The 25,411-nt window shown below is 65.5% G+C and carries 26 protein-coding genes; 11 read left to right on the top strand and 15 right to left on the bottom strand.

From position 1 onward, the window contains the following. Positions 1-9: 9 nt before the first annotated feature. The 6 genes from DNX69_RS16515 to rsmI form a co-directional block, all read right to left on the bottom strand. Positions 10-243, bottom strand: a complete 234-nt coding sequence (locus tag DNX69_RS16515) for a hypothetical protein (protein ID WP_110787033.1) — start codon at positions 241-243, stop codon at positions 10-12. Further along, positions 240-896, bottom strand: coding sequence for an acyl-homoserine-lactone synthase (locus DNX69_RS16520; RefSeq protein ID WP_110787034.1), 657 nt, complete (start codon positions 894-896; stop codon positions 240-242). The genes DNX69_RS16515 and DNX69_RS16520 overlap by 4 nt, the downstream gene beginning before the upstream one ends. A gap of 83 nt (positions 897-979) precedes the next feature. Next, entirely contained in the window at positions 980-1,711 is a 732-nt protein-coding gene (locus DNX69_RS16525) for a LuxR family transcriptional regulator (RefSeq protein ID WP_110787035.1), read from the bottom strand. Positions 1,712-1,957: 246 nt separating this feature from the next. Continuing rightward, complete coding sequence (gene gshB, locus DNX69_RS16530) at positions 1,958-2,899, bottom strand: glutathione synthase (protein WP_110787036.1); 942 nt, start codon at positions 2,897-2,899, stop codon at positions 1,958-1,960. A 69-nt stretch (positions 2,900-2,968) separates the two neighbouring features. Further along, positions 2,969-3,361 (bottom strand): YraN family protein, encoded by a 393-nt coding sequence (locus DNX69_RS16535; RefSeq protein WP_110787037.1) that lies wholly within the window; start codon positions 3,359-3,361, stop codon positions 2,969-2,971. Next, positions 3,348-4,304: a 16S rRNA (cytidine(1402)-2'-O)-methyltransferase gene (gene rsmI, locus DNX69_RS16540; RefSeq protein WP_110787038.1), complete on the bottom strand. Its 957-nt coding sequence runs from the start codon at positions 4,302-4,304 to the stop codon at positions 3,348-3,350. The genes DNX69_RS16535 and rsmI overlap by 14 nt, the downstream gene beginning before the upstream one ends. 220 nt (positions 4,305-4,524) lie before the next feature. Between rsmI and DNX69_RS16545 the strand changes: the two genes are divergently transcribed. After that, positions 4,525-5,724: a penicillin-binding protein activator gene (locus tag DNX69_RS16545; RefSeq protein WP_110787039.1), complete on the top strand. Its 1,200-nt coding sequence runs from the start codon at positions 4,525-4,527 to the stop codon at positions 5,722-5,724. Positions 5,725-5,791: 67 nt separating this feature from the next. On the opposite strand, the gene hemW is transcribed toward DNX69_RS16545, so the two are convergent. The 3 genes from hemW to rph are packed head-to-tail and all read right to left on the bottom strand — an operon-like array spanning position 5,792 to position 8,336. Beyond that, a complete protein-coding gene (gene hemW, locus DNX69_RS16550) occupies positions 5,792-6,949 on the bottom strand; it encodes a radical SAM family heme chaperone HemW (protein ID WP_110787040.1) in 1,158 nt (385 codons plus the stop codon). Next, positions 6,939-7,571: an RdgB/HAM1 family non-canonical purine NTP pyrophosphatase gene (gene rdgB, locus DNX69_RS16555; protein ID WP_110787041.1), complete on the bottom strand. Its 633-nt coding sequence runs from the start codon at positions 7,569-7,571 to the stop codon at positions 6,939-6,941. The genes hemW and rdgB overlap by 11 nt, the downstream gene beginning before the upstream one ends. Before the next feature lie 51 nt (positions 7,572-7,622). Beyond that, a complete protein-coding gene (gene rph, locus DNX69_RS16560) occupies positions 7,623-8,336 on the bottom strand; it encodes a ribonuclease PH (RefSeq protein WP_110787042.1) in 714 nt (237 codons plus the stop codon). 151 nt (positions 8,337-8,487) lie between these two features. Here rph and hrcA point away from each other — a divergent pair, with 151 nt between their 5' ends. Then, positions 8,488-9,576 carry a heat-inducible transcriptional repressor HrcA gene (hrcA, locus tag DNX69_RS16565; protein WP_110787043.1) on the top strand — a complete coding sequence of 363 codons (1,089 nt, stop codon included), beginning with the start codon at positions 8,488-8,490 and terminating at the stop codon, positions 9,574-9,576. 90 nt (positions 9,577-9,666) lie between these two features. Continuing rightward, positions 9,667-10,290, top strand: coding sequence for a nucleotide exchange factor GrpE (grpE, locus tag DNX69_RS16570; RefSeq protein WP_110787044.1), 624 nt, complete (start codon positions 9,667-9,669; stop codon positions 10,288-10,290). A gap of 98 nt (positions 10,291-10,388) precedes the next feature. Here grpE and DNX69_RS16575 read toward each other — a convergent pair whose 3' ends face one another. Further along, positions 10,389-11,333: a hypothetical protein gene (locus DNX69_RS16575; protein ID WP_110787045.1), complete on the bottom strand. Its 945-nt coding sequence runs from the start codon at positions 11,331-11,333 to the stop codon at positions 10,389-10,391. Between the two features lie 332 nt (positions 11,334-11,665). On the opposite strand from DNX69_RS16575, the gene dnaK reads away from it, so the two are divergent. The 7 genes from dnaK (at position 11,666) to dapB (ending at position 18,182) form a co-directional block, all read left to right on the top strand. Beyond that, the gene (gene dnaK / locus DNX69_RS16580) at positions 11,666-13,561 is read left to right on the top strand and encodes a molecular chaperone DnaK (RefSeq protein WP_110787046.1); all 1,896 of its coding nucleotides are present in this window, start codon (positions 11,666-11,668) and stop codon (positions 13,559-13,561) included. A 128-nt stretch (positions 13,562-13,689) separates the two neighbouring features. Then, positions 13,690-14,829 carry a molecular chaperone DnaJ gene (dnaJ, locus tag DNX69_RS16585; RefSeq protein ID WP_110787047.1) on the top strand — a complete coding sequence of 380 codons (1,140 nt, stop codon included), beginning with the start codon at positions 13,690-13,692 and terminating at the stop codon, positions 14,827-14,829. Between the two features lie 94 nt (positions 14,830-14,923). Continuing rightward, positions 14,924-15,529: a class I SAM-dependent methyltransferase gene (locus tag DNX69_RS16590; RefSeq protein WP_110787048.1), complete on the top strand. Its 606-nt coding sequence runs from the start codon at positions 14,924-14,926 to the stop codon at positions 15,527-15,529. Between the two features lie 106 nt (positions 15,530-15,635). After that, positions 15,636-16,217 (top strand): NADPH-dependent FMN reductase, encoded by a 582-nt coding sequence (locus tag DNX69_RS16595; protein ID WP_110787049.1) that lies wholly within the window; start codon positions 15,636-15,638, stop codon positions 16,215-16,217. 7 nt (positions 16,218-16,224) lie between these two features. Beyond that, entirely contained in the window at positions 16,225-16,938 is a 714-nt protein-coding gene (gene pyrF / locus DNX69_RS16600; protein ID WP_110787050.1) for an orotidine-5'-phosphate decarboxylase, read from the top strand. A 25-nt stretch (positions 16,939-16,963) separates the two neighbouring features. Next, the gene (locus DNX69_RS16605) at positions 16,964-17,272 is read left to right on the top strand and encodes a DUF1330 domain-containing protein (RefSeq protein WP_110787051.1); all 309 of its coding nucleotides are present in this window, start codon (positions 16,964-16,966) and stop codon (positions 17,270-17,272) included. Positions 17,273-17,366: 94 nt separating this feature from the next. Continuing rightward, positions 17,367-18,182 carry a 4-hydroxy-tetrahydrodipicolinate reductase gene (dapB, locus tag DNX69_RS16610; RefSeq protein ID WP_110787052.1) on the top strand — a complete coding sequence of 272 codons (816 nt, stop codon included), beginning with the start codon at positions 17,367-17,369 and terminating at the stop codon, positions 18,180-18,182. A 72-nt stretch (positions 18,183-18,254) separates the two neighbouring features. Here the strand turns inward: dapB and gpmI are convergent, their stop codons facing one another. The 3 genes from gpmI to DNX69_RS16625 all read right to left on the bottom strand — a co-directional run bounded on the left by gpmI (position 18,255) and on the right by DNX69_RS16625 (position 21,323). Beyond that, the gene (gene gpmI / locus DNX69_RS16615; protein ID WP_110787053.1) at positions 18,255-19,769 is read right to left on the bottom strand and encodes a 2,3-bisphosphoglycerate-independent phosphoglycerate mutase; all 1,515 of its coding nucleotides are present in this window, start codon (positions 19,767-19,769) and stop codon (positions 18,255-18,257) included. Between the two features lie 90 nt (positions 19,770-19,859). Then, complete coding sequence (locus tag DNX69_RS16620) at positions 19,860-20,756, bottom strand: methylated-DNA--[protein]-cysteine S-methyltransferase (RefSeq protein WP_110787661.1); 897 nt, start codon at positions 20,754-20,756, stop codon at positions 19,860-19,862. 51 nt (positions 20,757-20,807) lie between these two features. Further along, complete coding sequence (locus DNX69_RS16625; RefSeq protein WP_110787054.1) at positions 20,808-21,323, bottom strand: DUF2244 domain-containing protein; 516 nt, start codon at positions 21,321-21,323, stop codon at positions 20,808-20,810. 22 nt (positions 21,324-21,345) lie between these two features. Between DNX69_RS16625 and nth the strand changes: the two genes are divergently transcribed. After that, the gene (gene nth / locus DNX69_RS16630) at positions 21,346-22,143 is read left to right on the top strand and encodes an endonuclease III (protein ID WP_110787055.1); all 798 of its coding nucleotides are present in this window, start codon (positions 21,346-21,348) and stop codon (positions 22,141-22,143) included. 126 nt (positions 22,144-22,269) lie between these two features. Here nth and DNX69_RS16635 read toward each other — a convergent pair whose 3' ends face one another. Both DNX69_RS16635 and bchO read right to left on the bottom strand, forming a co-directional pair. Next, positions 22,270-23,835, bottom strand: a complete 1,566-nt coding sequence (locus DNX69_RS16635; protein ID WP_110787662.1) for a S10 family peptidase — start codon at positions 23,833-23,835, stop codon at positions 22,270-22,272. A gap of 128 nt (positions 23,836-23,963) precedes the next feature. Beyond that, the gene (gene bchO, locus DNX69_RS16640; protein WP_110787056.1) at positions 23,964-24,935 is read right to left on the bottom strand and encodes an alpha/beta fold hydrolase BchO; all 972 of its coding nucleotides are present in this window, start codon (positions 24,933-24,935) and stop codon (positions 23,964-23,966) included. Between the last annotated feature and the right edge of the window lie 476 nt (positions 24,936-25,411).

Here is a 25,411-nt window from a genome sequence, read left to right on the forward strand (position 1 = left end):
TCCCTAGCGTCACGCCCTGTTCTTCTGACGACTTTCCAAGGCGATTTCCGTGAGGTCGACTTCCAGCCGCGCCATCATCAACAGCTGCACGGCAGACGGAATGCCGAGGTCTTCGGCCTGCTCGATCGCGCGGTTGATGGTCGAGGCCAGCGTGTCGATGGTGACCGCCTGCTGTTTGATCGGCGCATTGGCCGCATTGAGGACCACCGGTCGCGCTGCGCGGGGCTTGGACGAGGCATTCATGTGACCACCTGGAATTCCGGAAGCGATTGACGACGAATGGCTTCGAGCCCGTGCCATTCCAGCGTGGGTCCGGGCACCGACCGTCGATTGCAGATCCCGACCCAGGCCTCGTCGTCGATGTCGACGATCACCGCGGTGGTCGAGAAGCCGTTGATGTCCTGAGGCAGGCCGAGCGGCTTGGCTTTCCAGCCCTGGTCGAGCAGTCGCGGCAGCCACCAGGTCTCCAGCACGATGGTGAAGGCCGATAGCCCGATCGACAGCCCGTATTCCATCGCCGCGGCCTGGATCACGGCCTCGGCGCGAGGGCCGCCGTGCTCGCCGCGCTTTCGCGGCACCACGAAAATCCGCGACAGTTCATAGGCGTCCGATCGCCGGACCGGTCCGGCGAATGCGAGCTGCGGAAAAACATCGCTGAGCAGCGTCGGCGAGGTGGTCGGGACCATCCGCATGCCGGCGACGATCTCGTCTCGGTCGATGCCGATCAGATACACCGCGTCCTCGGTGTCGAACTGATCGATCTCGCGGCCATCCGGCCGCTCCAGCTCCTTCCAGCCCCGCTCGACGACGTAGATCTGGTGGCGGATCTGAAAATAGGCGTCGAGCATGCCGGCGTAGAGCGCACGGTTCTCCCGACGGATGACATGAACCTGCATGGCGATTCCCCTGTTGCAGTGGGCCTGCGGAGGGGAACTGTGCCGGTCTAAGCTGGAACCTAACTACTGTCCGATCGGACAGGTCACAACCGGATCAATCCGAGCGTCAATGCTTTGGCCACGGCCGCAGTGCGGTTGGCCGCGTCGAGCTTGCGTGCTGCTTCGATCAGGTGGAACTTCACCGTGCGTTCGGCGATCGCCAGGATCATCGAAATTTCCCAGGCGGTCTTGCCTTGGGCGGCCCATTTCAGGATCTCGCACTCGCGGGCGGTCAGCTTGTTGCGGCGTGGCGATTTCGGCCGGCTGATCCCGCGCAGCCGGCTATGCGCATAGATGCTGACTAATTGGATCGCGCCGCGGGCGGCCGGGCTCAGGTCGGGTTCCTTGCCCGCCATGCTGATTGCGGCACTGCCGTCGTCGTAATGCAGCGGAATGCAGTATCCCTCGACCAGCCCGAACTCGGCGGCACGGGTCATCACCCGATGAGCCGCGGGATCCCTGTCACGGTCGTAGGGAGCGTCCGACCAGACGAACGGGTGAACCGTGGTGGCGCCGTGACGAGGCACCGGGTCTACCGCGCTGAAGTTTTCGCGGACATACATCTCGAACCAGTCGCGCGGCCAGCCATTGGCCAGCGTCAGTTCCGGTAGGCCGGCGCTGTGGGAGGGCAGGCCGGCCATGATGTAGGCGGTGAAGCCGCAGCTTGCGATCAGCGCTTCGAACCGGGTGATCAGCGCCGGACCGTCGAGCCTTTCGACCGCGTCGACGAACTCCAATGCTCGCCGTCCCCAAAGCTGGTCTTCGCCGACGATCATGCTGCCGGAACCTCCGATCCCATTACTTATGGCACTTATGGCCGCGTCAACCGTCTTCGCAACCGCTGCACGGGCGGCTGTCTTCCTAATCCATCATTGCTGATTAACCCCGCCGCTGGCCTTCTTCCGGAAGCCTTACGGATACCCGAATAACGCACGGAGCCTGGTAGTTGTGCGGCTCTCGGCGTCCGCTGGCAAGGGGGCGCCGGCTGCCTCGACCGTGAAAATCTTCGGATGGCCTGGATCTTAAGCTCGTTTTGCCTCGATCACGTCCCAGATCTTCGCCGCGATGTCCGGGCCGCCGAGCCGTGCAACGGCCCGGATTCCGGTCGGCGACGTGACGTTGATCTCGGTCAGGTAACCGTCGATTACGTCGATACCGACAAACAACAGGCCGCGCTCACGGAGTTTCGGGCCGAGCGTCGCGCAGATTTCGCGCTCGCGCGGCGACAATTCGGTCGCCGCCGCGGCGCCGCCACGGACCATGTTGGAGCGCAGATCGTCTTCGGCAGGAACGCGATTGACGGCCCCGGCGAACTCACCGTCGACCAGGATGATGCGTTTGTCGCCGTGCTTCACTTCCGGCAGAAAACGCTGAATCACCCATGGCTCGCGGAAGGTGACCGCGAACATGTCGTACAGCGAGCCGAAATTGATGTCCTGCGGCAGCACCCGGAACACCGCGGCGCCGCCGTGGCCATGCAGCGGCTTCATCACCACCGCACCATGCTCGGCCCGGAACGCGTTGATCTCGTCCTTGTCGCGGCTGATCAGCGTCGGCGGCATGAGGTCGGCGAAATCCATCACGAACAACTTCTCCGGCGCATTGCGCACGCTGGCCGGATTGTTGACCACCAGGGTCGACGGATGAATGCGCTCGAGCAGATGCGTCGAGGTGATGTAGGCGAGATCGAACGGCGGATCCTGCCGCAGCAACACCACGTCGTAACTAAGCATATCGACGCGGGTCGGTTCACCGAGCGAGAAGTGGTCGCCCTCCTGATCGCGTACCTTCAGGCTCTGCACCGACGCGACAACGTCGTTGCCGCGCAGTGATAGCTTGTCCGGCGTGAAGTAGGAGATGGCGTGGCCGCGGGCCTGCGCTTCGAGCAGCAGCGCGAACGTCGAATCGCCGCGGATGTTGATCCGCGCGATGGGGTCCATCTGGACGGCGACCTTCAATGTCATGTCGTGGGTTCCGGAGTTGGCAGGACGGCGACGATGCGGCGCGGCGGCGGCGCGGTCAAGCAGCGGGGGTCATGGCGTGGCGTCGAATGCGCCGGGCAGATGCCGTGGCGGGGTGTTGGGGACAATCAGGATGGCGTCGAAGCGCAGCTCGCTCGTCGCGTGCTCAGGATGCCGGCTCAGCCATGCTTCGGCGGCGGCGGCGATGCGGCTCTGCTGCCGAGGCGTCACCGCATAGGCGGCATCGTCGACATTGCCGCGTGCCTTCACCTCGACGAACGCCACAAGCGCGCCGCGTTGGGCGATGAGATCGATTTCCCCGCAGCGGGCTTTGAAACGCCGCGCCAGAATTCGATAGCCTTGGCGCTCGAGATAGTCGGCCGCGCTGGCCTCCGCCGATAACCCGGTGCGGAACGCCGCAATCCGCGCCAGGACCGAAGGCTGCGACCGATCAGTCTTCGCCATCGCCGGTCTCACGCTGGCGCGACAGCTCCAACGCGCGGGCGTAGATTTCGCGCTTGTGCCGTCCGGAATGTTCGACGGCCTGCGCGACCGCGTCCTTGACGCTGTGCTTGGTCAACGCCTCGGTCAACCAGCGGTCGAGCGCCTCGTCGCTCATCACCTTTGCGGCCGGATCCGGCGGAGCGATCACCACGACGAATTCGCCGCGCGTCTCCATGGTATCGGCCTGCGCGGCGAGTTGGTGGAGCGGCGCGCGTCGCACGTCCTGATGCAGCTTGGTGAGCTCGCGGCAGATCGCCGCCTCGCGGGTCGCGCCGAGCAGCTCGGAGAGGTCGCGGACCGTGTTCTGAATACGGCTCCCGGCTTCGAACAACACCAATGTGGCATCGATCGCTGCAAGTTCGGCGAGCCGTGTCCGGCGTGCGCCCTGCTTCGACGGCAGAAAGCCGTCGAAGAAAAATCGATCGGTCGGCAATCCTGCGAGCGATAGCGCGACCAGCACGGCGGACGGACCCGGCAGGCTGATTACTTGATGTCCGGCGGCGTACACATCGCGCACCAGCTTGTAGCCCGGATCGGAGATCAGCGGCGTGCCGGCATCGGACACCAGAGCGACGGAACCGCCTCGATCGAGCGTTTCGAGTAGCTTGGGCCGCGCCTGCGCGGCATTATGCTCGTGATAGGGTTTCAGCCGCGCCGAGATTCCGTATCGTTCGAGCAGGCGATGCGTGATTCGTGTATCTTCACACGCGATCAGATCGGCGCCGGCCAGTGTTTCCAGCGCACGCAAAGTAATGTCGCCGAGATGCCCGATCGGGGTTGCGACAAGGTGCAGTCCCGGAACTATGCGCGGTGCGATCACGCGCTGCCCGGCGATCAGAAATGTCCGTGCGTCAGGGGAGGACACTTCCGAGGATGGTGCAGAGCTTTGTGGTGTGGCGCGCATCGTTACGGATTTGGTCGTCGTCTTGAGGGGCGGATCAGAACGGGAATTTCGAAACCGACGGCACAGTGATTTGTCCGACGCCGCCAATCAGCATAAACCTATTGGCCCGGTTAATCATTGGCCGACATTGTGATGAAATCTCCGGTGAAAGGCCGAAAGGTCGATCGCACGGAGGACGACACGGAATCCGGCATGACGCCGGATCGCCGCAAGAGATGGCATGGGAAGCTTGCACGATCCACACACGAAACCGTTGCGAACCACGCGCCGCAGTGCTCTCGGGCTGATCCTCGGCGCGCCGCTCCTGAGCGCATGCTCCGGCGCCCAACAGACTCTGAGCGATCAATTCGGCCAGCAACCGCCTGCGGCCGGCCCGGCCCAGCAGCCGGCGGCGATCGGCAACGGCCGGGTCAAGGTCGGGTTGGTGTTGCCGCTCTCGGCGCCCGGCAATGCCGGCGTTGCGGCGCAGTCGATGAAGAACGCCGCCGAAATGGCGCTCGCCGAATTCCACAATCCGGACATTCAACTGCTGGTCAAAGACGACGCCGGCAATCCGCTCGGCGCGCAGACAGCGACCCAGCAGGCACTGGACGAAGGCGCCGAAGTCATTCTCGGGCCGCTGTTCGCTCAGTCCGTTCCGGCCGCAGCCCAGGCGGCGCGGGCGCGGGGCGTCTCGGTGATCGCGTTCTCGACCGATTCCAGCGTGGCCGGCCGTGGCGTGTTCCTGCTGAGCTTCCTGCCGGAATCCGACGTCAACCGCATCATCGGCTATGCCGGCAGCCTCGGAAAGCGCTCCTATGCGGCGCTGCTGCCGGAGAACGCCTATGGGTCTGTGGTCGAGGTGGCTTTCAAGCAGTACACCAGCCAGAAAGGCGGCCGCATCGTCGCTTTCGAAAAATACGGGGCCGATCGGTCGGGCCCGGCGCGGACCATCGCGGCGGCGCTGGCCGGTGCCGATGCGCTGCTGCTCGCCGACGACGGTGACGCCCTGGCCGGCGTGGCTGATGCGCTCACAGCCGCCGGCGCGGATCTGAAGCGCGTGCAGCTGCTCGGCACCGGACTGTGGGACAATCCGCGGGTGTTCGCTACGGCGGCCTTGCAGGGCGGATTATACGCCGCCCCCGATCCGGCCGGCTTCCGCGCATTCTCGGGGCGGTATCGCGCCCGTTACGGCCAGGACCCGGTTCGCACCGCGACGCTGGCCTATGACGGGGTGGCCCTGGTCGCAGCGCTGTCCCGCACCCAAGGGACCCGACGGTTCTCGACCGAAGTCCTGACCAATCCGTCGGGATTCGCCGGAATCGACGGCTTGTTTCGCTTCCGCGTCGACGGCACCAACGAGCGCGGTCTGGCAGTGATGAAGGTCGCCAGCGGCGGTCCGCAGACGGTCGCCGGTTCGCCGAAGAGCTTTGGCGCGTAAGTGGGGTCTCACCGGCATTCCGGGGCGCCGTGCAGCGGCGCTCCTTGGAATGACGACTGGGCGAGGACTACGCCGCCAGATCGGCCACCACGGCGTCCAGCACCGGAAAGCCCTCTTGCGTCACGCGCAAACGCCCGTCGGCGTCGACCGCGATCGCGCCTTCTTCGCGCAGCAGCGCGATCCGCGACGGATCGAGCGGGCGGCCGGACAATAGCTGATAGCGCTGCGGATCGATGCCCTCGGCGAGCCGCAGGCCCATCAGCAGGAATTCGTCGGCCCGTTCCTCGCTGGTGAGGCGTTCGTCGGCGATCAGGCCGTGGCCGGCGGCTTCCACCCGCATCAGCCAGCTCTCGGGGCGCTTTTCGGTCGCGGTGGCGTAGCGCGCATTGCCGATGTCGAGCCGGCCGTGGGCGCCGGGGCCGATCCCGGCATATTCGTGGCCGCGCCAATACACCAGATTGTGCCGGCATTCCGCGCCCGGGCGGGCGTGGTTGGAAATCTCATAGGCCGGCAGGCCGAGGTCGGCGCAGACCGATTGGGTGACATCGTACAGCGCCCGCGCCTCGGCCTCGTCCGGCGTCGGCAGCTTGCCGGCCTTGTGCAAGGCGTAGAACGGCGTGTCCGGTTCGATGGTGAGTTGATACAGCGACAGGTGCTCGGCGGCTTCGCCGATCGCGTAGCGCAATTCGGCTTCCCACATCGCCGCGCTCTGTCCGGGCCGCGCGTAGATCAGGTCGAAGGAGTAGCGGTCGAACGCCGACTTGGCGATCGCCACCGCGTTCAACGCCTCTTCGGCCGAATGCAGCCGGCCCAGCGCCCTCAGCGAGGCGTCGTCCAGCGCCTGCACGCCGAGCGAGACGCGGTTGACGCCGGCGGCACGGTAGCCGCGAAACCGCGTCGCCTCGACGCTGGTCGGATTGGCTTCGAGCGAGACCTCGGCGTCCGGCGCGACGCGCCAAAATTTGCCGATCGCGTCGAGGATCGCGCCCACCGTCTGCGGCTGCATCAGCGACGGGGTCCCGCCGCCGAGAAAGATCGACGTCACCTCGCGCGGGCCGATGCGGGCGGCGGTGGTTTCGATCTCGCGCGCAAACGCCCGGGCGAACCGTTCCTCGTCGATCGCGGCGTGGCGGACATGGCTGTTGAAGTCGCAATACGGGCACTTCGACAGGCAGAACGGCCAGTGCACGTACACGCCGAAAGCTGGGTCGGAGCTAGCCCGCAAGGCAGATCTCCGCCAGTTTGACGAATGCCTTGGCGCGGTGCGACAGGCCGAGGCCGAGCGGCGGCAGTCCGTGCTTTTCGATGCTGGTCATCTCGCCGAAGGTGCGGTCGTGCCCCTCGGGCAGGAACACCGGATCGTAGCCGAAGCCGGCGGTGCCGCGCGGCGGCCATACCAGGGTGCCGTCGGCGCGGGCCTCGACCTCCTCGACGTGCCCATCGGGCCAGGCGATGCACAGCGCCGAGACGAAATGCGCAGCGCGCCGCTCCGGCGCCCTCGCCCCGCGCTCCTGCAACAGCCGCTCGATCCGCCCCATCGCCCCCGCAAAATCCTTCGAATCTCCGGCCCAGCGCGCCGAATAGATTCCGGGCGCGCCATCCAGCGCATCGACCGCAAGGCCGGAATCGTCAGCAAATGCTGGCAGTTGCGCAGCCTTGGCGGCGGCTTCGGCCTTGATTCGGGCGTTGGCCTGGAAGCTGTCGCCGGTCTCGTCCGGCTCGGCCAGACCGAGTTCGCCGGCGGAAATCGCTGCGATGCCGTAAGGAGCCAAGAGCTCGCGCATCTCGGCCAGCTTGCCGGGATTGTGGGTGGCGATCACGAGCTTGCCGGTGATTCGACGATGCATGGCGGTGTCAGCCTAGCTCAGCTCGCGTTGCAAAGAGGTGGCAGGAATGACTCACCCAACCGCCATTTTCTGCAGGTCGACCAGCCGCGTGACGCCCTTCTGCGCCAGCGCCATCAGCTTGAGGAATTCATCTTGCGAGAACGGCGTCTTTTCGGCCGTGCCCTGCACCTCGACGATCCGGCCGTCGCCGGTCATGACGAAATTGGCGTCGGTTTCGGCCTCGGAATCCTCGGCATAGTCGAGATCAAGCACCGGGGTCCCGTTGTAGATGCCGCAGGAGATCGCCGCGACGTTATCGCGCAGCACCTGACCCTTGATCATGTTGCGGGCCTTCATCCAGTTCAGGCAGTCCGCCAGCGCCACCCAGGCGCCGGTGATCGACGCGGTGCGGGTGCCGCCATCGGCCTGCAGCACGTCGCAGTCGACTGTGATCTGGCGCTCGCCGAGCGCTTCGAGGTCGACGATGGTGCGCAGCGAGCGGCCGATCAGGCGCTGAATTTCAACGGTCCGGCCGTTCTGCTTGCCGGCCGAAGCTTCGCGGCGGGTGCGCTCCAGGGTGGCGCGCGGCAGCATGCCGTATTCGGCCGTCACCCAGCCGCGACCCTGCCCCTTGAGCCACGGCGGCAGGCGCTCTTCCAGCGTCGCGGTCACCAGCACATGGGTGTCGCCGAACTTCACCAGGCAGGAGCCCTCGGCATATTTGACCACGCCGCGTTCCAGCGACACGGCGCGCAATTCGTCGGGCGCACGGCGGCTCGGCCGCATGGGGACCTCCATCGATTGGGGGGAAATCAAACGTTGCGGTGCTTTTAGGGGGCCACAGCCGCAGCGGCAAGGGTTGTGGCCGGTAACCCTGCGCTCGCCGCTTGTAACCGGGCCCCAGCGACGACAGATTAATGAGACAACGGAGGAGAATTTGGTTCAGCACGACCCGATCGGCCTGATTGCGCCCAATGCCGGGCTCGCCCAGCTCAACGAGCGCTCGCGGGAAATCTTTCGTCAGATCGTCGAAAGCTACCTCGCGACCGGGGAGCCGGTGGGCTCACGCAATATCTCCCGTCTGATTTCCGTCCCGCTGTCGCCGGCCTCGGTGCGCAATGTGATGGCCGATCTCGAACAGCTCGGCCTGATCTACGCGCCGCACACCTCGGCCGGACGGCTGCCGACCGAGCTCGGCCTGCGCTTCTTCGTGGACGCTCTGATGCAGGTCGGTGATCTGACAGAGCCGGAGCGGCAGTCGATTCAGGCGCAACTTTCCTCGGTCGGCCGCGCGCAATCGGTCGAAGCCGCGCTCGGCGAGGCGCTGACTCGGCTGTCCGGTCTGACGCGGGCTGCCGCGGTGGTGCTGACCGCGAAGGCCAATGTCCGGCTCAAGCACATCGAATTCGTTCGGTTGGAGCCGGAGCGCGCGCTGGTGATCCTGGTGGCCGAAGACGGCCAGGTCGAGAACCGGGTGCTGACGCTGCCGCCCGGCGTTCCGTCCTCGGCGCTGATCGAGGCCGCCAACTATCTCAACGCCCGGATTCGCGGCCGAACGCTGGCCGAGGCGCGGCTCGAGCTCGAATCGCTGATGGTCCAGAACAAGGCCGAGCTCGATCAGCTCACCCAGAAAATCGTCGCGGCCGGGATCGCGAGCTGGTCCGGCGGCGACGGCGAGGATAGGCAGCTGATCGTGCGCGGCCACGCCAATCTGCTCGAGGACTTGCACGCGCTCGACGATCTGGAGCGGGTGCGGCTGCTGTTCGATGATCTCGAGACCAAGCGTGGAGTGATTGATCTGCTCGGCCGCGCCGAAAGCGCCGACGGCGTGCGAATCTTCATCGGCTCAGAAAACAAGCTGTTCTCGCTGTCGGGCTCGTCCACCATCATCGCGCCCTATAGCGACGGCGCAGGCCACATCGTCGGCGTGCTCGGCGTGATCGGGCCGACTCGGTTGAACTATGCGCGAGTGATCCCGATGGTCGATTACACCGCGCGGATCGTCAGCCGGATGCTCGGCGGTTGAGTTCGGAAACTTGATTTTCGCGTCGCAAACCACGATATCCCGGCCGACCCCTCCGTAACGATCCAGACGATTTTTCAAGAAGGTAGCGTGATGACCGAGACTGACGGACAGAAGGACAACAACCAGGACACGGCGCAGGCCGCCGCCGATCCGGTTGTTTCCAAGCCGTACATCATGCCGGACGACCCGGAAGAAGGATCGAACGAGGCCCTGGTGCGCGAGGCTGCGGATGCGCGCGACAAGATGCTGCGCACGCTGGCCGAGATGGAGAACCTGCGCAAGCGGACCCAGAAGGAAGTCGCCGACGCCCGCACCTATGGGGTAACCTCGTTCGCCCGCGACGTGCTGGACATCGCCGATAATCTGCAGCGCGCACTGGACGCTGTACCGGCTGAAGCGCGTGCCAATGCCGAGGCCGGCCTCAAGGCGCTGATCGAGGGCGTCGAGCTGACCGAGCGGTCGCTGCTCAACGCGCTGGAGAAGAACGGCGTCAAGAAGTTCGATCCGAAGGGCCAGAAGTTCGATCCGAACTTCCAGCAGGCGATGTACGAAGTGCCGGATCCGTCGGTTCCGCCCGGCACCGTGGTGCAGGTGGTTCAGGCCGGCTTTACCATCGGCGAACGCGTGCTGCGTCCGGCTCTGGTCGGTGTCGCCAAGGGCGGCGCTAAGGCTGCGCCGAGCGACGGCGGCAGCGAGACCGGCAACGCCGGCTGACGCGATCTGCGGTTTCGGTGCCAGCCGGAGCCGCGCCCGTTTCGATAATTGTTCTGAGAGAAAAACGGCGCGCGGTTTCGCGCGTCGTTTGGCGTTGATCAGCGCGGCTGCAGTCCGTCGCGGACTTTGCGGAAGCGCGGAAACGCCGTCTCCCACTGGTCCTTCGGCGACGAGCCGATCACCCGCATCGCCACATTGGCGCCGCCGAAGCGCAGCCACTGCACCACGGTGACCGGGGTGTTGTCCTTGCCGCTGACGCCGTTAACCCTGGTCTCGAATCCGGGCGAACCGTCGATCCGGATCGGCTCGGACATCGTGATCTTGCTGTCGCGCAGCCCGGGGATCGCTTCGGCCGCCTGCTGGGCGAAGCGGGCGCGATCGTCGGTCTTCTCCGGCACCGAGCCGATCAACCCGAGCACCATGAATGGACCGGTTTCGACCGCTTCCTCGTTGCCGTCGGTCAGCAGCAGTGCCGCGCCGGGCGCCAGCGTCCGCACCGTCTTGAAGTCGGCGAGCTCACGGATCTTGAACGGCATCTGCGCCACCTGCTCGTCGACCGGCACCTGCTGCCGGACCGATACCGACGACAGCATCTTTTTGACGGCGTCGTCCGAATAGGTCTTGGCCTCAACCGCCGGCACCTGGACGGCGACATAGCCGGAAAACAGCTTACCGCCGGGCACGATCAGCGAGTAGCGGCGGACCTTGTCCGGCCCCACCATGGCGTCTTCGGCGGTGAAATAGCCGTTGCCGGCGGCAGTCTCGATCTTCTCCGGCTTGACGTTGCCGAGCGACCCTTCGGGCGCGGCCTTGAAGGCGGCATCGACCTGACCGAACGCCGGACCCGGCAGCTCGGACACCAGCACCTTGACGCCGTGATCGGCCGTCTCGAAGCCGAGGAAGGCCGTCGACTGTTGCAGCCCCGGCATCGGCACGATGCCGACCCGAATGCCGCGTGGATAAATCGTGTCGGCAGCGGCGGCCGCGTTGGTCGCGGCGGCCGACAGCAGGGCAATCGCAAACCAGCGCGCTATCTGTCTCATGGCGAGTTGTCCTGGGGGTGCATTGAGGCCGTTGTTTGGTCGGGAGTCGATTGGATCGCGGTCCGGATCGTGCGGTTGGCTATGCGATGATGCGCCGCGCGCGCCGCCCCAGCAAGCTGCGTTGCAGCGGGCTTTGCCGGCGTTTCGTAACGATTCGTAAAGCCCGTGTTTTCGTAGTCGAAACGCTGTCGCGGTCCTTGCGGACCCGACCCCCTCTCCTATATCAGGCTCACCGCCGCCAAATCGCGAGCAATTGAATTTTCTTAGGGGGTTTGGACCGGTGCGCCGTCAGGGCCCGTCCAACTCGCCGCAAAAAGAAGGAAGTGAGCACCATGGGAAAGGTCATTGGTATCGACCTCGGCACCACGAATTCGTGCGTCGCCGTAATGGACGGTAAGTCTGCCAAGGTCATCGAGAACGCCGAGGGCATGCGCACGACCCCGTCGATCGTCGCGATCACCGACGACGGCGAGCGTCTGGTCGGCCAGCCGGCGAAGCGCCAGGCCGTCACCAATCCCGAGCGCACCTTCTTCGCAGTGAAGCGCCTGATCGGCCGCCGCTACGACGACCCAATGGTCGAGAAGGACAAGGGCCTCGTTCCCTACAAGATCGTCAAGGCTTCCAACGGCGACGCCTGGGTCGAAGCCGACGGCAAGACCTATTCGCCCTCGCAGGTCTCGGCCTTCATTCTGCAGAAGATGAAGGAGACGGCGGAGGCGCATCTCGGCCAGAAAGTCGACCAAGCCGTCATCACCGTTCCGGCGTACTTCAACGACGCTCAACGCCAGGCCACCAAGGACGCCGGCAAGATCGCCGGCCTCGAGGTGCTGCGAATCATCAACGAGCCGACCGCGGCCGCGCTGGCCTACGGCCTCGACAAGGCCAAGACCGGCACCATCGCGGTGTACGACCTCGGCGGCGGCACCTTCGACGTCTCGATCCTGGAGATCGGCGACGGCGTGTTCGAGGTTAAGTCGACCAACGGCGACACCTTCCTCGGCGGTGAAGACTTCGACATGCGTCTGGTCAACTACCTCGCCGACGAATTCCAGAAGGAGCAGGGCATCGACCTGCGCAAGGACAAGCTCGCGCTGCAGCGGCTGAAGGAAGCCGCCGAAAAGGCCAAGATTGAGCTGTCGTCGACCACGCAGACCGAGATCAACCTGCCGTTCATCACCGCGGACCAGTCCGGTCCGAAGCATCTGACCATGAAGCTGACCCGCGCCAAGTTCGAAGCGTTGGTCGACGATCTGGTGCAACGGACCATTGAGCCGTGCCGCAAGGCGCTGAAGGATGCCGGCCTCACCGCCGGCGAGATCAGTGAAGTGGTGCTGGTCGGCGGCATGACCCGCATGCCGAAGGTCCAGGAAGTGGTGAAGCAGCTGTTCGGCAAGGAGCCGCACAAGGGCGTCAACCCGGACGAAGTCGTGGCGATCGGCGCGGCGATCCAGGCCGGCGTGCTGCAGGGCGACGTCAAGGACGTGCTGCTCCTCGACGTCACCCCACTGTCGCTGGGTATCGAGACGCTGGGTGGCGTATTCACCCGCATCATCGATCGCAACACCACGATCCCGACCAAGAAGAGCCAGGTGTTCTCGACCGCCGAGGACAATCAGAACGCGGTCACCATCCGGGTCTTCCAGGGCGAGCGCGAAATGGCGAGCGACAACAAGATGCTCGGTCAGTTCGATCTGATGGGCATTCCGCCAGCACCGCGCGGCATGCCGCAGATCGAAGTGACATTCGACATCGACGCCAACGGCATCGTCAATGTCTCGGCCAAGGACAAGGCGACCGGCAAGGAGCAGCAGATCCGCATCCAGGCATCTGGCGGTCTGTCCGACTCTGAGATCGACAAGATGGTCAAGGACGCCGAAGCCAACGCGGCCGAAGACAAGAAGCGCCGCGAAGCGGTCGACGCCAAGAACCATGCCGACGCGCTGGTGCACTCTACCGAGAAGGCGCTGGCCGAGCACGGTTCGAAGGTCGACGAAGGCGAACGCCGCAGTATCGAGGACGCGCTGAGCGATCTGCGCGAAGCGCTGAAGGGCGACGACGCCGAGGCGATCAAGGCCAAGACCAACACGCTGGCGCAGGCTTCGATGAAGCTCGGCGAAGCGATGTACAAGCAGGCGGAGGGCGGCGCAGCGCCGCAGCAGCCTGGTCAGGACGACGTGGTCGACGCCGAGTTCACCGAAGTCGACGACGACAAGAAGAAGTCCGCGTAACGGCGAACGCTCGGCCATGCCGATCGCATCATGCAACACCGTCACCGCCGGACTTGATCCGGCGGTCCATCTTTCCGAAATGATGGATGGCCGGGTCGAGCCCGGCCATGACAATTGAGAGCGTTGCTATGTCCACCACCAAGCGTTGCTACTACGAAACCCTTGAAGTCGAGCGCAACGCCGACGACTCGACGCTGAAAAGCGCCTTCCGCAAGCTCGCGATGAAATGGCACCCGGATCGCAATCCGGGCGATCCACAGTGCGAGATGAAGTTCAAAGAGATCAACGAAGCCTACGAGGTCCTCAAGGACGGCGATAAGCGCGCCGCCTACGACCGCTACGGCCATGCTGCCTTCGAACAGGGCGGCTTCGGCGGAGGCGCCGGGTTCGGCGCAGGCTTTGCGTCGTCGTTCTCTGACATCTTCGAAGATCTGTTCGGCATGGCGTCGCAGCGCGGCCGCGGCACCGGCCGCGAGCGCGGCGCGGACCTTCGCTACAATATGGAAATCACCCTGGAGGACGCCTTCAAGGGGAAGACCGCGCAGATCGAAATTCCAGTCTCGGTCACCTGCGAAGCCTGCTCCGGCACTGGCGCCAAGGCCGGCACCAAGCCGAAGACCTGTTCGACCTGCGGCGGCGCTGGCCGCGTTCGTCAGGCTCAGGGCTTCTTCACGCTGGAGCGCACCTGCCCGACTTGCCAGGGCCGCGGCCAGACCATCGAAGACCCCTGCCCGTCCTGCAGCGGCTCCGGCCGCGTCATCAAGGAACGGACGCTGTCGGTCAATATCCCGCAAGGCGTCGAGGACGGCACCAGGATCCGGCTCGCCGGCGAAGGCGAAGCGGGCCTGCGCGGCGGCCCGCCCGGTGACCTCTACATCTTCCTGTCGCTCGCCAACCACGAGATCTTCCAGCGCGATGGCGCCGATCTGCATTGCCGTGTGCCGATCTCGATGGTCACCGCGGCGCTCGGCGGCGAATTCGAAGTGCCGACCATCGATCGTGGCAAGACCAAGGTCAAAGTCCCGTCGGGCACCCAGACCGGCAGGCGGTTCCGCATCGCAGCCAAGGGCATGCCAGTGCTGCGTTCGCGGCAGGTCGGCGACATGTATGTGCAGGTGGTCGTTGAAACCCCACAGAACCTGACCAAAAAGCAGCAGGAGCTACTGGCGGAGTTTGAAAAATTGTCTTCCGGTGAAACTCAGCCTGAAGCTGTGGGTTTCTTCTCCAAGGTCAAAGAGTTCTTTGGCTCCCGCGCGAGTGCTCCCTGACGCTCGTCTAACTTGACCGGCCTGGGTGCGGCCTATACTTGTTGATGTAACAAAAATTTGACACTGGGCCGCGTTTTCCCCGGTTGGTAGCTGAATGGCTTTGCAGTCGTCCGTTCGCGCGTTCAAGAAGCCTCCCCGTCCGCTGGACGACGAGGTGCGCTTTCTACGCTCTTGGATCGAAAAGCCGCTGCACATGGGCGCTGTGATGCCCTCGGGCCGGCTTCTGGCGCGCACCATGGCGCGCTACGTCGATATTCAATCTGATGGGCCGGTCGTCGAACTTGGGCCTGGTACCGGCGCGATTACCAACGCGCTGGTGGAGCACGGCGTCGATCAGAAACGTCTGGTGCTGCTCGAATTTGATCCCGGGTTCTGCGCGCTGCTGCGCGAGCGCTTTCCGCTCGCCAAAGTCGTGCAAGGCGATGCCTACCGGTTGCGCGATTCGTTGTGGGAAGCGCTTGAAGTGCCGGCGACCGCCGTCGTGTCCGGCCTGCCGCTGGTCACCAAGCCGATGCTGACGCGGATGAAGCTGATCCGCGATGCCTTTACGCTGCTCGAACCCGGTGCGCCGTTCGTGCAATTCACCTACTCGGTCGCGCCACCGATCCCGAAATCATTGCCCGGCGTTTCCGCCGAAGGCTCCGAGCGGATCTGGATGAACGTCCCTCCCGCCAGGGTCTGGGTCTACCGCAAGCGCTGACGCGCCGCAGGTTCAGGCGCCCTCTCCTCCAATTCCCTGACAGGATCTGGTCCGAGATCATCCGATGCGGCCTTGATCGCGGCGGCACGCTGGGGGATACCGAACCATGTCCGCGGTCAAGATCCTGATCATTCCCGGCTCGTTGCGCACCGGCTCGCACAATGTGCGGCTGGCGGCCGCAGCTGCGCACGAGTTCGCCCGCGCCGATATCGACACCACTTGGCTGTCGCTCGCCGACTATGTGCTGCCGATCTACGACGCCGACTTCGAAGCCAAGTCTGGCGTGCCGAAGAACGCCGTCGGCCTGAAGCGGATGATCGGCGCCCATCATGGCGTGCTGATCGTCAGCCCCGAATACAATTCGGCCCCGCCGCCGCTGCTCAAGAATGCCATCGACTGGGTGTCGCGGGTCGAAGATCCGCACGAGACCCAGGGCCAGGTGTTTCGCGACCGCGCTTTTGCGCTGGCCGCGGCGTCCGAAGGCAAGCTCGGCGGTACGCGCTGCCTCGCCTCGCTGCGCCTGATCCTGAGCGGCTGCCGCGCGCCCGTGACTCCCAATCAGGTCGCCCTGTCGTTCGCTCACGAGGCCTATGACGATAACGACCGGCTCAAGCATCCCGCCGACATCGCCGCCCTGCAGGCGATGGTGCGGCAACTGATCGATTTCGCCCAGCAGATGATGAGGTAACGACTTCATGGCGACCGCCGACACCCCTGACCGCGACCGGTTGATCGTCGCGCTCGATCTGCCAGATCTCCGTGTCGCAGAAGCGATGGTCGACCGGCTCGGCGACAGCGTCGGTTTCTACAAGATCGGCTATCAGCTTGCCTATGCGGGTGGCCTGCCGCTGGCCCGCGCTTTGGTCGGCGCCGGCAAGAAGGTGTTCGTCGATCTCAAGCTGCACGACATCGGCAACACCGTCGCCCGCGGCGTCGAAAGCCTGAGCCATCTCGGCGCCAGCTTCCTCACTGTTCACGCCTATCCGCAGACCATGAAAGCCGCGGTCGAGGCGCGCCGCTCCTCCAAGGTGAAGATCCTCGCCGTCACCGTGCTGACCTCGTACGACGATCGCGATCTTGCGGACGCTGGCTATCGCTTCGGCGTGCGCGACCTGGTCGAGGCACGCGCCCGGCAGGCGCAGGCGATCGGCGTCGATGGGCTGGTGTGTTCGCCGGAGGAAGCGGTGCATCTGCGCGGCATCGTCGGGCCCGAAATGGATCTGGTAACGCCGGGCATTCGCCCCGCCGGTGCTGCGGCCGGCGATCAGAAGCGGATCATGACGCCCGCCAAGGCGATCACCGCCGGCGCCAGCTATCTGGTGGTCGGCCGGCCGGTGCTGGAGGCACCCGATCCGAAGGCCGCTGCGGATGCGATCGTTGCCGAGATCACCGCCGCGCGCGGCTCATAACAAACAACAAAGGGAGAGCTTAGAGATGCCCAAAGGCTACTGGGTGGCGCGGATGGACGTGCACGACCTCGATGGCTACAAGCGCGACTACGTCGCCCATAATGGCGCGGTGTTCGCCAAATACGGTGCCAAGTTCCTGGTGCGCGGCGGCACTTTCGAGGCCAATGAAGGGCCGGCGCGGTCGCGCAACGTGGTGATCGAGTTCAAGGACTACGACACCGCGCTCGCCTGCTATCACTCGCCGGAGTATCAGGCGTTGATCAAGGCGCGGTCACCATTCGCGCAGGGCGAACTGGTGATTATCGAGGGTTATGACGGGCCGCAGCCGTCCTGATTTTTGGACGAAACGCCACCACCGGAGCACTCGGTAAGTTGCTGGACGCGGGGCCGGCGGCTATACCGCGGCATTGAACAAGGATGCTCAGCCGATGTCCGATATGCGCTTGATTGTTGCTGGAGCCGGCGGCCGCATGGGCCGGGCGCTGACCCGCGCCATCAGCGAGACCGAAGGCTTGGTGCTGGCTGGCGCCCTGGAATCGCCGAACTCCGAGCTGCTCGGTCAGGATGCCGGCACCCTCGCCGGCCTGCCGGCCAACGGCGTTCTGCTGTCGGCCGATCTGTGGTCACTGTCGGCCAATGCCGATGGCATCGTCGATTTCACCGTTCCGCAGGCCACCATCGCCAATGTGGCGATTGCAGCGCAACGCGGCATTGCCCACATCATCGGCACCACCGGGCTGTCGGCCTCCGACAACGCCGTGATCCAAAGCGTCACCAATCGCGCGGTGGTGGTGAAGTCCGGGAATATGAGCCTCGGCGTCAATCTGCTGGCCGCGATCGCCAAGCGCGTGGCCCAGTCACTCGACGACAGCTTTGACATCGAGATCGTCGAGATGCATCACCGCGCCAAGGTCGATGCGCCGTCCGGCACCGCGCTGCTGCTCGGCGAAGCGGTGGCGGCCGGCCGCAAGGTCGATCTCGCCACCCATTCGGCGCGGGGCCGCGACGGTTTCACCGGCGCTCGCAAGCCAGGCGATATCGGCTTTGCGTCGCTGCGCGGCGGTACCGTCACCGGCGATCACACCGTGATCTTCGCCGGCGCCTCGGAGCGGATCGAACTCACCCACAAGGCCGAGGATCGCATGATCTTCGCCCACGGCGCGCTGACCGCAGCACGCTGGGCCAAGGGCCAGAAGCCCGGCCTGTACTCGATGGCCGACGTCCTCGGCCTCGGCGATATCTGACGCTCGGGTCGATCAGCTTGTGGGCGTTGCCGGGGGTGCTGGCCCCGGCAACCTGACTCGATTGAAAGCGCTTTAACCAATCAGCGATTTGCCGGTCATCTCGGCCGGCTGTGGCAGCTCCATCAGCTTGAGCAGCGATGGGGCGAGATCGGACAGCTGTCCGTCGGACAGCGGGCCGTCGTCGCCGACCAACAGCACCGGCACCGGATTGGTGGTGTGCGCAGTGTGCGGGCCGCCGGTCTCCGGATCGCGCATCATCTCGCAATTGCCGTGGTCGGCCGTGACCAGCAGCGCGCCGCCGGCCTTGCGGATCGCCGCGACGATGCGGCCGAGCTGGGTGTCGACCGTCTCCACCGCCTTGATCGCAGCCGGCAGGCTGCCGGTATGGCCGACCATGTCCGGATTGGCGAAGTTGAGCACGATCAGGTCGTACTTGCCGGATTCGATCGCCGCGACGGCTTTGTCGCCGAGCTCGGGCGCCGACATTTCCGGCTGCAGATCGTATGTCGCCACCTTCGGCGACGGCACCATGATGCGGTCTTCGCCCGGATAAGGCACTTCCTCGCCGCCATTCAGGAAGTAAGTGACGTGCGGATATTTCTCCGTCTCTGCCATCCGGAGCTGATGCAGGCCGGCGTCGGCGACCACCTGGCCGAGGCCGTTCACCAGGCTTTGCGGCGGGAAGATCGTGCCCATCAGCGCGTCGAGCGCGGTCGAGTACTGCGTCATGCCGGCGGCGGCCGCGATCTGCTTCACCTGTTTGCGCGGAAAGCCTGCGAACGCGGGATCAAGCAAGGCGGCAAGGATCTCACGCACCCGGTCGGCGCGGAAGTTGAAGCACAGCACGCCATCGCCGTCGCGCATACCCTGATAGTCGCCGACCACCGCGGGCACGATGAATTCGTCGTTCACCCCGCCCGCATAGCCGTCGGCAATCACCGCGCCCGCGTCCGCAAAACGCGGTCCGTCAGCATCGGCGATCACCCCATAGGCCTTGGACACGCGCTCCCAGCGGTTGTCGCGGTCCATCGCATAATAGCGGCCACTGACGGTGGCGATCGGCACATTCACCGGCAGGTCGGCGCGGAGCCGCACGATGTCGTCGACCGCGGATTTCGGCGGCGTATCCCGGCCGTCGGTGAAGGCGTGCAACACCGTAGGCACGCCGGCCTTGGTCAGGATTCTGGCCAGCGCGCAGGCGTGGTCCTGGTGCGAATGCACGCCGCCGGGCGACACCAGGCCCATCAGGTGGCAGGTGCCGCCGCTGGCCTTCAATTTCTCAATGAATGCCATCAGGCCCGGCGCCCGCTCGATCTCGCCGTTGGCGATGGCGTCGCTGATTCGCGGCAGATCCTGCATCACCACGCGGCCGGCACCGATGTTGAGATGGCCGACCTCGGAGTTGCCCATCTGGCCGTTCGGCAGCCCGACCGATTTGCCGGAGGTGCGCAGGAAAGCGTGCGGCCCCTTGCTCCACAGCGCGTCGAAGGTCGGCGTTTTGGCCTGCAGCACGGCATTGTCGGCCGGGTCCTCGCGCCACCCCCAACCATCGAGAATCACGAGCATAACGGGGCGACGGGACTGCATGGCAACGACTTTCCTGGATGTGGGGGCGCCTGAGCGCACCTCACACCTATGGTCGCGACCCGCCCCCGTCAATCGGGTTCGGCCTGCGGCTCACTCGGCCCCGAGGCGTCCGGCTTCCCAGCCGATCATCGCCTGCTTGCGCGTCAGGCCCCAGTGATAGCCGGTGAGTGCGCCTCCTTTGCCGAGCGCGCGGTGGCACGGGACCACGAACGAGATCGGGTTCTTGCCGACCGCAGCGCCGACCGCGCGTGATGCTTTCGGCAGGCTGATTTTGGCGGCGATGTCCGAGTAGCATACGGCCTTGCCGAGCGGGATCTTCAGCAGCGTTTCCCAGACGCGGACTTCGAAATCGGTGCCTATTAGCACCACTCGCAGCGGCTGTTCTGGGCACCAGTGCGCCGGATCGAAGATCCGCTGCGCCAGCGGTGCGGTGGTGTCCTGATCCGGCACGCAAACCGCGCGCGGCCAGCGCTGTTGCAGGTCGACCAGCGCCGCCTGCTCCTCGCCGGGATCGGCGAAGGCGAGACCGGCGAGGCCGCGGTCGGACGCGATGATCACCGCGGTGCCGAACGGCGACGGATGGAAGCCGTAGCGCAGGCCGAGCCCGGCGCCGCCGCTTTTCCATTCACCCGGTGACATCGCCTCGTGGGTCACGAACAGATCGTGCAGCCGGCCCGGCCCGGACAGTCCGGATGCCAGCGCGGCGTCGAGCACGCTGGCGGAATCGCGCAGCAGCGATTTGGCGTGGTCGAGCGTCAGCGCCTGCATGAACGCCTTCGGCGTCAGCCCGGCCCACCGCCGGAACAGATGGTGCAGCTCGTCGGGCGTCAGGCCGGCGGCGTCGGCGATCGCCTCGATGGTCGGCTGCGCCTTCCATTTCTGCGAGATGAAGGCGATGGCGCGCCGCACGCAGTCGTAATCCGCCAGCGCGGAATCGCGGGCGCCGGGTTTGACGAGGTGATGGTCGGCAAGGGCGAGGTTCATCATACCGCCGATGTTACCCGTCGCCAGGCGCGACGCCACCCGATTTCCTGGCTCTCAGGGCTGGTACAGCGGCCCCCGCCGCGCGGTATCGAGCGCCGCCAGCAGTGCATTGGCGAAGCTCGCCTTTTCTTCCGCACCGAGGAAGCTGGCGATCGCCAGCCGGCGGCCGGAGGAGACCAGATACAGCCGCTCGATGCCGGCCTCGTGGTGGACTTTCTTCTCCAACCGCACCCACAGCGGGTTCGCCACCCATTCGGCCACCTCGCCCCGCGCCGAGGTCCGCCGGACCCTCAGTTGGCTGCAGGTCATCGAGATCTCTTCGCTTTCCCGGGCGCGGGCGAAGCTCACCTTGAACGCGACCGCGAGCGCCAGCACGTCCAGCCCGAAGAACCCGAACACCGGCCAGGCCCCCATCATCCAGAACGCCAGACCGGCCGCGAAGCTGGCCGAGCCGACCAACCCGATCAGGATCAGAAATCCGTTGTGACTCAAGGCACGATGCGGCCTCAGCCGTGCCGAAAACAGTTTCGGCTCGGTCGAATCCGGACCAAGATCGGGCTCTGTCGCCATTGCGGAATATTATACCTCGCCCATGCCGAAAACCACCCGCCGCCCAGCCAAGCCGGCCGCCAAATCGCCTGCCAGGTTGCCTGCGACGCCCCCTGCCAAACCTGCCAAGCGCTCCACCACCGCCAAGCCGAAATCAGCGTCGGCCAAGCTGGCGCCGCCGCGCCGCGTCAAATCCCCGCGGCGCTGGAGCGAGGCGGAAGTCCGCGAAGCTTTCAGTCGTTTGGCCAAGGCGAACCCGGAGCCGAAAGGCGAGCTTGAACACCTCAATCCGTTCACACTGCTGGTTGCGGTGGTGCTGTCGGCGCAGGCGACCGACGCCGGCGTCAACAAGGCGACGCGGCCGCTATTCGCGGTCGCCGACACGCCGCAGAAAATGTTGGCGCTCGGCGAGGAGCGCGTGCGTGAGTACATCAAGACCATCGGCCTTTTTCGCACCAAGGCCAAGAACGTGATTGCGCTGTCGCAAAAGCTGATCACCGACTTTGGCGGTGAGGTGCCGAACACCCGCGAGGCACTCGAGACACTGCCCGGCGCCGGGCGAAAGACCGCCAACGTCGTGCTGAACATGGCGTTCGGCCAGCCGACCATGGCGGTCGACACCCATGTATTCCGGGTTGGTAATCGCACCGGTCTGGCGCCGGGCGAGACGCCGCTCGCGGTCGAGCTCGAACTTGAACGGGTGATCCCGGCCGAGTTCATGCAGCACGCCCACCATTGGCTGATCCTGCACGGCCGCTACACGTGTCTCGCCCGCAAGCCGCGCTGCGAGGTCTGCCTGATCAACGATCTGTGCCGCTGGCCGGAGAAGACGGTGAGTTAGTTCGGACTGTCCTTCGTCCGAAACCCGTCCGTCATTGCGAGCGAAGCGAAGCAATCCAGAGGCCGCGAAGCGTGACATGGATTGCTTCGTCGCTTTGCTCCTCGCAATGACGCGGCTAATGTCGAACTACTTCATCATCGCCTTCACTTCGTCGCGCAGCGCTTGTCGCGATGCGTCGTCGGCGTAGAACATGTGGCCGCCGGGATAGACGACGAACTTCACCCGCTTGTCCGTCAGGGTCGGCGGCAACTGATCGAGCACGATCTGGGTGCCGTAATACGGCGCGGCGAGGTCGAACAACCCGCCGGAGACCAGCACCTGCAGGGTCGGATCGACGCTGAGAATCTCGCGCAGCTGGGTGGTCGATTCCAGCGGGTGCCGGCCGCGGCCGAAATCCCATTGTTCGGCGACCGATCCGTTCAGCAGCTCATACGAACCGTCGGGTTTCCAATTCAGCTTCGAGCGGGTCAGCTGCACGGCGGCACTGGTCAGCGGTGCGATCAGCGAATCCGCCGACGGGTCGCCGAAATGCGAGGAGCTGGAATCCGGGAACGGATCGAGACCCAGCTTGGCGCCGTCGAACCGACCGGTGACGCGGCCATGTTCGCGATCGAATTCGCGCTGGAATTCGCGGGTGTCGAACCGCCCAGCCAGTCGCCTACTCACGGTCTTGTCGATCCCGGTCAGCGCGGCGACGCGGTCGGAGAGCCGCGTGGTCGCCTCCTTGTCGTTTTCGCCTTTGACCAGATCGGTGAGAAATTCGCTGCGCGCGTAGCTTTCGACGTCGGCGAGATCGGCGCGGGTCACCTTGCCCTTCTGCTGCCGTGCGACCGCGGCCATTGACGGCAGTCGCGCCGCATACTGCAGCAGGCTGGAGCCGGACAGGTCGTGAAAATCGAGCACCGGCGAGACCAGGATCAGGCCGTTGACGCCAATGCCCTGCTTGGTCTGCAGATTGTCCGCGACCTTCGGCCCGCGGATGCCGCCATAGCTTTCACCCGCGAGATACTTTGGCGAGGTGAGGCGGTCGTTCTTTTCAAGCCAGCGCCGGATCACCACCGCCATCGCCGAGACGTCACCGTCGACCGAATAGAAATGCTTGCGCACCTCGTCGCCACTGGCGGCGAAACGGCTGTAGCCGGTGCCGACCGGATCGATGAACACCAGGTCGGTGAAGTCGAGCCAGGTCTCGGCATTGGCCTGCAGCACCGGCGGTGAAGACGCCACCACGCTGTCGCCGATCGGCAGCCGCCACGGCCCGGCGGCGCCAAGCTGCAGCCAGGCTGAGGATGCCCCCGGGCCGCCGTTGAACAGGAACGTTACCGGCCGGGTGCGCGGATCGGCGCCGTCGAGCTTGTAGGCGGTTACGGCAATGTCGGCCTGCGGCTCGCCCTTGCCATTGTAGAGCCGGATCGAGCCGGCGGTGGCGGTGAATGCCAGAGTGCGGCCGGGCAGGGCCAGACTGTGATGGGTGGTGACGTCGGCTGGCAGGCTGTTGAGCTCGGCGCGAGCCGGCGAAGCGTCGACCTTGTTCGCGGCCTTGTCGTGCTCAGCACCTGATTTGACATGATCGGCATGCGGGGCCGTGGGTCGCGCCTCTTGGGCAATAGCGCCGGGCGTTCCGAGCTGCGGCAGCGCCAGCGCTGCGATCAACATACAGGCGGTCACGGCGGACCGGGGTGACAGCGGCATCGACATCTCCTGTGGCAACGCCGCGGCTTCACCGCGGCGTTGGGCATGGGGCTTGAAATGGTCGGAATCGACTCTGAGCGCAGGACTGCGTCAGTTTGGCGACGCTGCGGCGGCTGTGGCCGTCGGCGTCACTCTGCCGCGGCGAGTGCCGGCGGCAGCACGCCGCGCTCGCGGGCGAACTCGACGATCAGGCCGGCGACGTCCTCAGGGCGTTCCTCGTGGGCGAGATGGCCGAGCCCGGGCATGATCACGGTGCGGGAGCCGGGGACCATTGTCTGAACCCGCTCGGCATCGGTCGATGCGATCGTCTTGTCGTTGCTGCCGGCGATCAGCAGCAGGCGCGGCCCGAGCTGCGGAAGCTCGGCGGCGAGCCGCTCCAGCTGCCAGCCCGCCATCATGGTCAGCGCTGCTGCAACATGGCCCGGACTGCATACCAGCCGGCGATACAGCTCGATGCCATGCGGATCGAGCGACGATCCGGTGTCGACGATCATCCGCTCCACCATCGCCGGCGTGCGGGCGAATCGCGCCATCAGCCGCGGCACCATTTTGCTGCCCGCTAGAAGGCGCGCCAGCGGCAGCATCCAACGCCCGGCACGTCCGCCGATCGGCAGCAGCGCGCCGTTGAGGCTGACGATGCCGGCGGGCGTGATGCCGCCGTCGAGACACATCCGCACCAGCACGGCGGCTCCGGCCGAATGCCCGCTCACCAGCACCGGATGGTGCCCCAGCGTGTGTAGCAGTGCGGCGAGATCCGAAGCCATCCCATCGAGCGACATCCGCGCGCGCTCGGGCGTTGCGGTGAAGCCGTGGCCGGGCAGGTCGGGTGCGACCACCGTGAAGTGCTCGGCGAGCAGTGGCGCCAGGTCGCGCCACGAATGCGTCGCCGCGCCGGTGCCGTGAAGTAGTAGCACGACGGGGCCGCGGCCCATCTGCTGGACATGCCAGCGCAAGCCGGCTGCCTCTACGAAGCGGCTGCTCGCCCGGTGCGGCCAGTCATGGCCGTCGCGCTCCCAGTCAGGCTTGGGATGTGACGGCGGTGTCGCGGTCGCCGTGGTTGACGAGGCGTGAAGTGGATGGTGCGCCGGATGAGGGACCAAAGCTGATCGTCTCCATGGCGCCGGGAAAATCGCGGCGCATCCTGACAAATGCCGACTCTCCGGAGAGTTCCTTCGGCGAATCACTTTCACGCTTTATAGCCGCAGAAAGGTAATTAGTGCAGATGTGTCGCGTATTTTCGGGGTGCCGCAACTAATAACTCCACCGCCAGCGCCGCGCGGTTGACAGTGCATTCGTCAAGGCTGCACGACAGTCGGCAACTATTCACGCAGGCGTCGTGCAACATTGACGCGGTGTGTCAGGTGCAGCCGACGTCGATTCGATGGATGCCGTAACTCGGGTTCTTTCGTGTATCCGTCGCACGCAAACTAATTGATACTTCATCGCAGCTTGGAACGTCGCGATCTGGTGCGGGTTCAGCCGTTAGGACGTTCGGTGACCCGCACGACGTCGTGGTCCCACAGGAGTGCTCAGCGATGAAGATGTCTCACCTTGCGAATTTTCTGATGATGATCGT

It is taken from the genome of Rhodopseudomonas palustris, assembly GCF_003226555.1.
In the GTDB taxonomy this organism is placed as follows: domain Bacteria; phylum Pseudomonadota; class Alphaproteobacteria; order Rhizobiales; family Xanthobacteraceae; genus Rhodopseudomonas; species Rhodopseudomonas palustris_I.

What these genes read in the sequence shown, in the direction of transcription:
- DNX69_RS16515 (WP_110787033.1), bottom strand. Translation starts at nt 243, where the DNA reads ATGAATGCCTCGTCCAAGCCCCGCGCAGCGCGACCGGTGGTCCTCAAT.
- DNX69_RS16520 (WP_110787034.1), bottom strand. Translation starts at nt 896, where the DNA reads ATGCAGGTTCATGTCATCCGTCGGGAGAACCGTGCGCTCTACGCCGGC.
- DNX69_RS16525 (WP_110787035.1), bottom strand. Translation starts at nt 1,711, where the DNA reads ATGATCGTCGGCGAAGACCAGCTTTGGGGACGGCGAGCATTGGAGTTC.
- gshB (WP_110787036.1), bottom strand. Translation starts at nt 2,899, where the DNA reads ATGACATTGAAGGTCGCCGTCCAGATGGACCCCATCGCGCGGATCAAC.
- DNX69_RS16535 (WP_110787037.1), bottom strand. Translation starts at nt 3,361, where the DNA reads ATGGCGAAGACTGATCGGTCGCAGCCTTCGGTCCTGGCGCGGATTGCG.
- rsmI (WP_110787038.1), bottom strand. Translation starts at nt 4,304, where the DNA reads ATGCGCGCCACACCACAAAGCTCTGCACCATCCTCGGAAGTGTCCTCC.
- DNX69_RS16545 (WP_110787039.1), top strand. Translation starts at nt 4,525, where the DNA reads ATGGGAAGCTTGCACGATCCACACACGAAACCGTTGCGAACCACGCGC.
- rdgB (WP_110787041.1), bottom strand. Translation starts at nt 7,571, where the DNA reads ATGCATCGTCGAATCACCGGCAAGCTCGTGATCGCCACCCACAATCCC.
- rph (WP_110787042.1), bottom strand. Translation starts at nt 8,336, where the DNA reads ATGCGGCCGAGCCGCCGTGCGCCCGACGAATTGCGCGCCGTGTCGCTG.
- grpE (WP_110787044.1), top strand. Translation starts at nt 9,667, where the DNA reads ATGACCGAGACTGACGGACAGAAGGACAACAACCAGGACACGGCGCAG.
- DNX69_RS16575 (WP_110787045.1), bottom strand. Translation starts at nt 11,333, where the DNA reads ATGAGACAGATAGCGCGCTGGTTTGCGATTGCCCTGCTGTCGGCCGCC.
- dnaK (WP_110787046.1), top strand. Translation starts at nt 11,666, where the DNA reads ATGGGAAAGGTCATTGGTATCGACCTCGGCACCACGAATTCGTGCGTC.
- dnaJ (WP_110787047.1), top strand. Translation starts at nt 13,690, where the DNA reads ATGTCCACCACCAAGCGTTGCTACTACGAAACCCTTGAAGTCGAGCGC.
- DNX69_RS16590 (WP_110787048.1), top strand. Translation starts at nt 14,924, where the DNA reads ATGGCTTTGCAGTCGTCCGTTCGCGCGTTCAAGAAGCCTCCCCGTCCG.
- DNX69_RS16595 (WP_110787049.1), top strand. Translation starts at nt 15,636, where the DNA reads ATGTCCGCGGTCAAGATCCTGATCATTCCCGGCTCGTTGCGCACCGGC.
- pyrF (WP_110787050.1), top strand. Translation starts at nt 16,225, where the DNA reads ATGGCGACCGCCGACACCCCTGACCGCGACCGGTTGATCGTCGCGCTC.
- DNX69_RS16605 (WP_110787051.1), top strand. Translation starts at nt 16,964, where the DNA reads ATGCCCAAAGGCTACTGGGTGGCGCGGATGGACGTGCACGACCTCGAT.
- dapB (WP_110787052.1), top strand. Translation starts at nt 17,367, where the DNA reads ATGTCCGATATGCGCTTGATTGTTGCTGGAGCCGGCGGCCGCATGGGC.
- gpmI (WP_110787053.1), bottom strand. Translation starts at nt 19,769, where the DNA reads ATGCAGTCCCGTCGCCCCGTTATGCTCGTGATTCTCGATGGTTGGGGG.
- DNX69_RS16620 (WP_110787661.1), bottom strand. Translation starts at nt 20,756, where the DNA reads ATGATGAACCTCGCCCTTGCCGACCATCACCTCGTCAAACCCGGCGCC.
- DNX69_RS16625 (WP_110787054.1), bottom strand. Translation starts at nt 21,323, where the DNA reads ATGGCGACAGAGCCCGATCTTGGTCCGGATTCGACCGAGCCGAAACTG.
- nth (WP_110787055.1), top strand. Translation starts at nt 21,346, where the DNA reads ATGCCGAAAACCACCCGCCGCCCAGCCAAGCCGGCCGCCAAATCGCCT.
- DNX69_RS16635 (WP_110787662.1), bottom strand. Translation starts at nt 23,835, where the DNA reads ATGCCGCTGTCACCCCGGTCCGCCGTGACCGCCTGTATGTTGATCGCA.